This is a genomic window from Siminovitchia fortis (genome assembly GCF_003605365.2).
GTDB lineage: Bacteria > Bacillota > Bacilli > Bacillales > Bacillaceae_C > Siminovitchia > Siminovitchia fortis.
The window spans coordinates 44153-53739 of sequence record NZ_QYTU02000026.1 but is presented as its reverse complement, the minus strand read 5'-3'; the positions used below and the strand labels follow the sequence as shown (position 1 = coordinate 53739).

General features: G+C 45.5%; 7 protein-coding genes. 5 read left to right on the top strand and 2 right to left on the bottom strand.

Annotated elements, in window-relative coordinates:
* Positions 1–68: 68 nt before the first annotated feature.
* Positions 69–566 (bottom strand): molybdopterin-binding protein, encoded by a 498-nt coding sequence (locus D4N35_RS12135; RefSeq protein ID WP_120073963.1) that lies wholly within the window; start codon positions 564–566, stop codon positions 69–71.
* Positions 567–818: 252 nt separating this feature from the next.
* Between D4N35_RS12135 and D4N35_RS12130 the strand changes: the two genes are divergently transcribed.
* The 3 genes from D4N35_RS12130 to pyc all read left to right on the top strand — a co-directional run bounded on the left by D4N35_RS12130 (position 819) and on the right by pyc (position 5980).
* Positions 819–1094: an Fpa/YlaN family protein gene (locus D4N35_RS12130; protein WP_390614825.1), complete on the top strand. Its 276-nt coding sequence runs from the start codon at positions 819–821 to the stop codon at positions 1092–1094.
* A 190-nt stretch (positions 1095–1284) separates the two neighbouring features.
* On the top strand, positions 1285–2514 hold the full coding sequence (locus D4N35_RS12125) for an FtsW/RodA/SpoVE family cell cycle protein (RefSeq protein ID WP_120073959.1): 1230 nt from the start codon (positions 1285–1287) through the stop codon (positions 2512–2514).
* A gap of 28 nt (positions 2515–2542) precedes the next feature.
* Positions 2543–5980 (top strand): pyruvate carboxylase, encoded by a 3438-nt coding sequence (gene pyc, locus D4N35_RS12120; protein ID WP_120073957.1) that lies wholly within the window; start codon positions 2543–2545, stop codon positions 5978–5980.
* A gap of 45 nt (positions 5981–6025) precedes the next feature.
* On the opposite strand, the gene D4N35_RS12115 is transcribed toward pyc, so the two are convergent.
* Positions 6026–7006 (bottom strand): COX15/CtaA family protein, encoded by a 981-nt coding sequence (locus D4N35_RS12115; RefSeq protein WP_120073955.1) that lies wholly within the window; start codon positions 7004–7006, stop codon positions 6026–6028.
* A gap of 498 nt (positions 7007–7504) precedes the next feature.
* Between D4N35_RS12115 and cyoE the strand changes: the two genes are divergently transcribed.
* Both cyoE and coxB read left to right on the top strand, forming a co-directional pair.
* Positions 7505–8410, top strand: coding sequence for a heme o synthase (cyoE, locus tag D4N35_RS12110; RefSeq protein ID WP_164876357.1), 906 nt, complete (start codon positions 7505–7507; stop codon positions 8408–8410).
* Positions 8411–8505: 95 nt separating this feature from the next.
* Positions 8506–9573, top strand: a complete 1068-nt coding sequence (coxB, locus tag D4N35_RS12105) for a cytochrome c oxidase subunit II (protein WP_120073951.1) — start codon at positions 8506–8508, stop codon at positions 9571–9573.
* Positions 9574–9587 lie beyond the last annotated feature (14 nt).

The following is a 9587-nucleotide window of genomic DNA, read 5'->3' as shown; positions in this document are numbered from 1 at the left end:
TTAACAAACTACGTCACGGATTCAGGTTTAACAGTAAAAAACAGGCGCCCGAAACGCCTGCTATCGCTTTATTGCACTCGAAACCCCTTTACATTCTTTATGGGGTTTTCTTTATTGGAGCCATCCGGGTATAAGACATGAACGGGCCCGTCTTCGCGGAGGGGTTTGCCATTCTTGGAAAAGGCAAGAATCAAATCTTTGGCTTCCTCAAGCGGCACTGAATATTCGCCGGATGAAGTTTCAATGACAAGCTCCGAAGCCCCAGGCTCCGGCTCGGCATTTTCCAGGAACGGTTTCAGCGCAATGCCGAATGAACCGGTCAATACTTTCACCTTCTCAAATTGTCTTTCCGACTTCAGTGTAGGTGGTGATACAGCACCTTCTTTGATCACGCGGTCCCAGTGTTTTGAAGCCACCGTAAATTCTACCTCATCGGGATCTTTTTCATTTTTTTCTTCTGTAAAATATGTATTCAAATCTATGCGCCGGTCATCAAAGATCCATACTCCGGCGTCCAATGTAATCGGAAATTTCACTCTCCCCTTAATGGGCATGATTGTATTCATTCATATTACCTCCTTTTCCACTCCAGTTAGTATAACTCTAAAAAAATGAAATGAAAAGTTTGGGCGAAAAAGCTGAATATATCTTTTATAATGCTAATTCCGGAAAGATAACTGAAAGCGATGACTGCCTGCAGCTTAAGAAAGACAAAATTAACGGACAATCCCTTGCAATTTCGTAGTATTAGGGTTAAAATTTACAGATAGTATTGTCTATTTGGCCGCAAGATAGGGGGATTAAATGTGGTGTCTGATATGAAGCTGAATCATCGGGAAAAAGCCTATGCCCTTTTGAAGGCAGACGCAGAAAAAATCTTGCGTTTGATTCAGGTGCAAATGGACAACTTAACAATGCCTCAATGTCCTTTATACGAGGAAGTTCTTGATACTCAAATGTTTGGCTTTTCTCGTGAGATAGATTTTGCCGTCCGCCTTGGCCTGGTTGACGAAAAGGACGGAAAAGAGTTGATTTTTTCATTGGAAAGGAAACTGTCTGCGCTTCACGAAGCATTTACTGAAAGTGAAAAATAAAAAGGTGCAAGCTGCATACGTCTCACTGAACAGTTAAGCTCAAACAGTTCGTTTGTAATTGTTTGAGTTTTTTCGTCTAATTGAATGGCCGAATCCAACTCTAAAGACAGGAAGCTTGATTTTTACAGAAAACTTGTAATCTGTTATTCCCTGCTCCTGCGAAATCTGAATGATAGATTGGATGGAAAGTATGTTAAAAAAAATCTTGAAATCATATGACTACTCAATCATTACAGTATATTTGCTGCTTTGCTTCTTTGGATTAATCATGATTTACAGCGCAAGTATGGTGATGGCCGTTCAATATTATGAGTATCCGGCAGATTTCTTTTATCAAAAGCAAAAAATCAATTTGGCAGCAGGTTTTCTGTTTTTTTTGTTTTTTGCCCTATTTCCATATAAAGCATTTAAAAGTAAAAAATTTCTAGTTTTCATTACAATAGCCGCGATCATTGGGCTGATCGCTGTAGATGTTTTCGGACATGCAACAAACAACGCCCAAAGCTGGATTAACGTAGGTACAAGGAAAATCCAGCCTTCGGAATTTGCCAAGCTGAGCGTCATCGTTTATTTATCAGCTGTGTACTCCAAGAAACAGGCATACATAAACCAGCTGGACAAAGGTGTCATGCCGCCATTGATGTTCCTCATTTTTGTTTGCTTTCTCATTGCCATGGAACCGGATAATGGGACAGCTCTCATCACCTTTCTAATCGGCGCGATGATCATTTTGTGTTCCGGGATGCGTTTGAAAACAATATTCAAACTTGGCTTGATGGGTCTGCTTTTAGCGGCTGTTCTGGCTCCGTTTGTCATTTTAAAATCCGATAAGATCTTTACCGACACCCGGCTTGGAAGAATCTATGGATTTTTGGATCCGTTTGGAACAGGCCAAAACGAAGGCTTTCAATTGGTAAATTCGTTTTTGGCCATTGGCTCGGGGGGATTGAAAGGCCTGGGGCTGGGCCAGAGCGTCCAAAAACTTGGGTATCTGCCCGAAGCACATACCGACTTTATCATGGCGATTATTGCAGAGGAGCTGGGGGTTTTTGGGGTCGTATTTGTACTGGCGGGCCTAAGCTACATTGTCTTGCGGGGAATTTATATCAGTACAAGAAGCCGCGACCCATTTGGCAGCATGCTGGCCATCGGCATATCCGGAATGATCGGAATACAGTCATTCATAAATTTAGGGGGCATGTCGGGAATTATCCCGATTACCGGTGTGCCGTTGCCATTTATCAGCTATGGGGGGTCCTCCATCCTCGTCCTTTCGATAGCGATGGGAATACTTGCCAACGTTTCGATGTTTAATCAATATGAGGAGAAATTCAAAACAAAAAATACTGTTCCTGTTCCCCGGACTGACAGATTACAGGAAGGCAGCCAAGAAAAGCGTCCATGGGTGAACCTTAAATAGATAAATGTTTATTAAGGGGAGATAGCTTATGACAAAGATTAACAAAGTACTAGTTGCCAACCGCGGGGAGATTGCCATCCGTGTGTTCCGTGCCTGCACAGAACTCGGAATCCGCACGGTAGCCGTCTATTCCCGCGAAGACTCGGGGTCCTATCACCGCTATAAAGCGGACGAGGCCTATTTGGTCGGGGAAGGGAAAAAGCCGATCGATGCTTATCTCGACATCGAGGGCATCATCGAAATCGCCAAACGTTCGGAGGCAGATGCCATCCATCCGGGCTACGGGTTTTTGTCCGAAAACATTGAGCTGGCGAAACGCTGTGCCGAGGAGGGGATCACCTTTATCGGTCCTGCCATAAGGCATTTGGATATGTTTGGGGACAAGGTCAAAGCGAAACACCAGGCAGTGCTTGCAGGCATTCCGGCCGTCCCGGGAAGCGATGGGCCGGTGGATAGCCTTGAAGAAGCTGCTGCCTTTGGAAATGAATACGGTTACCCAATCATGGTCAAGGCGTCCCTTGGCGGCGGAGGGCGCGGCATGCGCATCGTCCGGAGCAAAGGGGAATTGAAGGAAGCATTTGAACGCGCAAAGTCGGAAGCGAAGGCCGCCTTCGGCGATGACGAGGTTTATGTTGAAAAGTTCATTGAAAATCCGAAGCATATTGAAGTGCAGATCCTGGGGGATGCCCACGGGAACATCGTCCATCTGTTTGAGCGTGACTGTTCTGTCCAGAGGCGCCATCAGAAGGTGGTGGAGACAGCCCCATGTGTGTCGCTCAGTGAGGAAATGAGGGAGAGGATCTGCGGAGCTGCTGTCCAGCTGATGAAAAATGTCGGCTATCTCAATGCAGGAACGGTTGAATTCCTTGTAGAAGGGGACCAGTTTTATTTCATTGAGGTGAACCCGAGAATTCAGGTAGAGCACACCATTACAGAAATGATCACGGGAATTGATATTGTCCAGTCACAAATTTTGATTGCTGAGGGACATTCGCTCCATGGAGAAATCGTCCAAATCCCGAAACAGGAAAACATCAAGATAAACGGATATGCCATCCAGTCGAGGGTGACGACGGAGGATCCGCTGAATGATTTCATGCCGGATACCGGAAAAATCATGGCTTTCCGGACAGGCGGGGGATTCGGCGTCCGGTTGGATGCCGGGAACGGATTCCAAGGGGCTGTCATTACGCCGTATTACGATTCCCTGCTCGTGAAGCTGTCCACTCAGGCATTGACCTTTGAGCAGGCTGCAGCCAAAATGGTCAGAAACTTGAAGGAATTCAGGATTCGTGGAATTAAAACAAATATTCCCTTTTTGATTAACGTTATGCAGCACGAGCGGTTTATAACGGGCGAGTACGACACATCCTTTTTGGACAGTGCCCCTGAGCTGTTCTCTTTTCCTGAGAGCAAGGACCGCGGCACCAAAATGCTCACTTATATAGGGACAGTAACGGTCAATGGCTTTCCCGGCATAGAGAAGACAAAAAAACCTGTCGAACCCGATCCGAGGATTCCTTCCGTGCCGGCGGGCGAAAAAGTGCAGCGGGGCACTAAACAGATTTTGGATGAACACGGAGCCGAAGGACTGGTAGACTGGATCAGGCAACAGGACAAGGTTCTGATCACGGATACTACCTTCCGCGATGCTCATCAATCACTGTTAGCCACCCGGATCCGGAGCCGCGATCTCGTCCAGGCGGCCGAACCTACTGCCCATCTCTTGCCAGGACTCTTTTCCGTGGAGATGTGGGGAGGCGCGACCTTTGACGTTGCTTACCGGTTTTTGAAGGAAGATCCATGGGACAGGCTTGCAAAATTGCGGGAAAAGATGCCGAACATCCTGTTTCAGATGCTGTTTCGTGGTTCAAACGCCGTCGGCTATACGAACTACCCGGATAATGTCATCAAGGCTTTTATTCAGGAATCGGCAGACGCAGGCATTGATGTCTTCCGGGTCTTTGACAGTTTAAATTGGGTTAAAGGCATGGAAGTGGCCATTGATTCCGTCCGCCAGTCGGGCAAGATTGCCGAAGCGGCCATCTGCTACACAGGGGATATCAACGATCCCGAAAGGCCGAAATACCATATCGACTATTACAAAGACATGGCCAGGGAACTTCAGGCACAGGGAGCACACATGTTGGCGATCAAGGATATGGCAGGACTCTTGAAGCCGGCAGCTGCCTATCGGCTGATCTCCGAACTGAAGGAAACGGTCGATCTTCCGATCCATCTGCATATGCACGATACGAGCGGCAACGGCATTCTCACATATACGAAGGCGATCGAAGCAGGAGTGGATATTATCGATACGGCACTCGGTTCAATGGCCAGCCTTACGTCCCAGCCAAGCTTGAACACACTATATTATGCACTCGAAGGGACGGACAAGGCGCTTGATGTCGACATCGATTCCCTGGAGAAACTTTCCTATTACTGGGAGGACGTCCGCAAGTATTATCGCGACTTTGAAAGCGGGATGCTCGCGCCTCATACTGAAGTGTACAGCCATGAGATGCCCGGCGGGCAGTACAGCAATCTGCAGCAGCAGGCAAAAGCAGTGGGGCTGGGAAGCCGCTGGGATGAGGTCAAAGACATGTATAGCCGGGTCAACCGCATGTTCGGCGACATCGTCAAGGTGACACCTTCTTCAAAAGTGGTCGGAGATATGGCACTGTTCATGGTGCAAAATGACCTGAACGAAGAAACGGTACTGGAAAGAGGACGGTCCATCGACTTCCCGGATTCCGTAGTCGAACTATTCGAAGGCTATCTCGGCCAGCCGCACGGAGGATTCCCGGAAGAATTGCAACGGGTGATTCTGAAGAATCGCGAACCGATCACTGTCCGGCCGGGCGAACTGCTCGAAGATGTGGATTTCGGCCAGCTCAAAAAAGAACTGGCTGAAGAGATAGGGCCTGACGTAACAGCGAAAGATTTGATCTCCTACGCCCTTTATCCGAAAGTATTCCTTGAGTATATCGCCACACTGAATCAATTTGGAGACATTTCGGTGCTTGATACTCCGACGTTTATCCATGGCATGAGGCTTGGAGAAGAAATCGAAGTGGAGATTGAGACAGGAAAGACACTGATCGTCAAGCTTGTCTCCATCGGCCAGCCGCAGCCGGATGGTACGCGGGTTGTGTACTTTGAACTGAACGGGCAGCCAAGGGAAGTCGTCATTAAGGATGAAAACATCAAATCGACCGTTGTGCTCAAACAGAAGGCGGACCCGAAGAACCAGGCCCATATCGGAGCCACGATGCCGGGAACCGTCCTGAAGGTCCTCGTCGAAAAAGGGGAGAAAGTCCAAAAAGGTGATCACCTTGTGCTCACCGAAGCGATGAAAATGGAAACAACGGTCCAGGCACCGTTTTCCGGAATCGTCAAAGATATATTTGTGCAGGCGGGAGACGCCATCCAGCCGGGTGATTTGTTGATAGAAGTGGAAAAATAAATCATACCCAATAAAAAATCTTGCGCAAAGTTAGCGCAAGATTTTTTATTGAGGAATCATATTTGGCGATTTGATTTTAGCCTCGGCACTTACATTATCATCCGTTTCTGAAACGGGCGAGTACTCCATGCTGCCTCTGGTGATCAGCATGATAAAATAGCTTAGAAGGCCAAAGAGGCATGTAATAAAAAGTGCATGTGCCAAAGCAACATAAATATTCAAGTCTGTAAATACTACTGCAGCTCCGGCTACAACCTGCATTGCAACAAGAATGAAAGCGGTGATCCAGCCGTTGACAACAACTTTTTGGTCTTTATACCTTTTGATGGCCATCCATGTAATATAGCCTATCCACAAAAAGATGAGCCCTGCCATAAAACGATGTCCCATTTGGATCCACTCATACATATTGGTTGGCAAGGAGAAAGGCGTGCTGTTTAAACAAAAAGGCCAATCTTTACAGACAAGGCTTGCCTCTGTATGCCGTACAAGGGCTCCTGTGTAAACAACTATATAGGAATATACTGTAACTCCGATTGTATGGTATTTCATTTTTTTATCCAGCTTGATTTTTGATGTATCCAGCTTCTTATCAACTTCGAAAATCAGCAGTGTCAAAAGAAATACTGCGGCAAAGGATATAAGCGAGATTCCGAAATGAAGTGCCAAAACAAAATCGGACTGGCCCCATACGACCGCAGCCGCCCCAATCAGCCCTTGGAGAATGATGAAGGAGACAGAAAGGATGGCAAGAGCTTTAGTTTCTCTCTGGTCCCCAATCGTTTTCCAGGCCCAAATTGAAAGAATCAGAACGAGCAAACCGGCGGCTCCGGAAACAACCCGGTGGGCAAACTCAATCACAAGTTCAACAGTGATATCGGTTGGTATCAGTTGGCCGTTGCACAGCGGCCATGACCTTCCACAGCCCATACCGGAGTCGGTCTTTGTAACCAAAGCACCGCCCAGAAGGACAAAAACCATTACAACCGTTGTAAGTACAGCAAACCATTTTAACTTCCGGTGCAAAATTTCACCCACTTATCTTTATTAAATTTTATTGGAATGATTAATTTCAACTTTGATACTACATAAACACATTTAAAAATACAACCGACAAATTTGTTAACACGGCCAAAAAAGGTGTAAACTTGAAAAAAACGATAAATTTTGATAGTAATGATATAGAGGTTGGTGAATTTTCGTCATAATATTCTTTTTGGGTGACACATTTTGGACAAAATAATGGCTGAATGCAATGTAAAAATCGTTGGATTATATGATTAAATATATTGTTGAAGGCCTATGTTCATAATCCTGTTCAACTGCACTCGGCTTTTCAACATCTGTATGCTACAATATGATGTGCGGGCGTGGGCCAATGCTTTCAGGAAAAGTTGAAAAAACAGGTAAATAAATGAACAAATACTGAAACATCTTACATAATGCAGGAAAACTGTTCCAAGATGGCCTATAGTAACAATGATATGTAAATACGTTTTGGAAAGGAGACGAGTGGAAAAAGATATGGAAAACAGCCGGAGCATATCTGAAGTGGAAGCCTCTCCTTCGACAGCCTGGTCGGATTTTATGGCCTTGATCAAAATTGGAATTGTTAACTCCAACCTGATACCTGTTTTTGCGGGGCTATGGCTTGCACTCATATATAATGGACAGCATTTTCTCCAATCCTTGGACACTGTTATTTTTACGCTGCTCGGGTCTGCCTTTATAATGGCCGGATCATGTGCTTTCAATAATTATATTGATCGGGACATTGATCCTATAATGGAGAGGACAAAATCAAGGCCGACGGTAACAGGGCGGATCAGCGGCGGAAAAGTCCTTACAGTAGGGTCCACCTTCGTGATATTGGGCTTGATTCTCATTTTTCTTACCAATGCAACAGCCGGTTTTATCGGTATCGTTGGGGTACTCAGCTATGTGGTGCTTTACAGCATGTGGGCTAAGCGGAAGCTTGTAAGCAACACTGTTATTGGAAGCTTATCAGGTGCGGTTCCTCCACTGATCGGTTGGGCGGCAATTGATCCGAGCCTGCCAACGATGGCATGGATGCTATTTCTGCTCATGTTCATATGGCAGCCGCCTCATTTTTATGCACTGGCCATGAGGAGAGCTGAGGAATACAGAGCAGCCGGCATACCTATGCTTCCGGTCGTGAAAGGTTTTGCTGCCACGAAGCGCAGCATCGTTATGTGGGTGGCTTTATTGCTGCCGATTCCTTTTTTTATGACGATGCTTGGAATACCATTTGTCGTATTAGCCACGCTATTAAATGTTGGATGGTTAGTGATGGGAATTGCTGGTTATAAAATGAAAAATGATATAAAATGGGCAACGCTCATGTTTGTTTATTCATTGAACCATTTGACCATTATTTTTACTGCAATGGTAATTTTCGCAGTTATTTAACTAGGGAATTCTTTCTTTTTTAAAGAAATCCAAATAGAAAGACCCGGTCCTTGCAACCACTAAGATATTTTACGAAAGAGGGGTTTGATTGAATTATGAAACTATGGCTGCAAAAGTGGCGTCTATTATCAGTTTTGGCGATATTGGCGCTCGTGCTTTCAGGCTGCGGCGAGCCTTTTCTATCGGGGCTGGTTCCCGCAGGAGAAGTTGGGAAACAGCAGTATGATCTCATTCTTCTCAGTTTAGGGATCATGACACTGGTAATCATTGTTGTAGTAATTATCTTTACTTTTGCTATCATTAAATTCCGGCGTAAAGATGACAGAATTCCAAAACAGGTGGAGGGCAGCCATACGCTTGAGATTGTATGGACTGTTATTCCGATCATCTTGCTTCTAATCCTTGCAGTACCGACAGTTGCTGTTACTTTCAGCCAAGGCGATGTTTCTGCAATTGATAAAAAAGACGCCGATGGAAACCGGGACGCTCTTGTTGTGAACGTCAATGCACACTTATACTGGTGGGAATTCGAATATCCGGATCTTGGGATTGTAACAAGCCAGGACCTTGTTATTCCAACAGATGAAAAAGTTTACTTCCAGGTAACAAGTAAAGACGTAAAACACTCATTCTGGATTCCACCATTAGGCGGGAAGCTGGACACAAACCCGGAAAACGTCAATAAATTCTGGTTGATTGCCGATAGTGACAAAGCTGAGGAAGCAGGCAATCTTTTCTACGGAAAATGTGCTGAGCTGTGCGGTCCTTCTCATGCGTTGATGGACTTCAAAGTAAAAGCATTGCCGCAGAAGGATTTTGAAAACTGGGTTGCCGATATGCAAAATGCAAAAGAGCCTGTTAAACCGACTTCTGACCTTGCAAAACAAGGTGAAGAAATCTTCAACCAAAGCTGTATTACTTGTCACGCTGTTACACCTGAGGCAAAACCAAGCGGGGAACTTGCTCCAAATTTAGCAGGGTTTGCCGATCGTGAAAGAGTTGCAGGGGTTCTCGATCACAATGAAGAAGAATTGAAAAAATGGATCAAAGATCCTGAAAAAATTAAACCGGGCAACAAAATGACAGGTACGTATCCGGAAATGTCCGATCAGGAATTGGATGCATTGGCTGCGTATTTGATGGAATTAAAGGTTCAACAATAATTAACGTATAACAA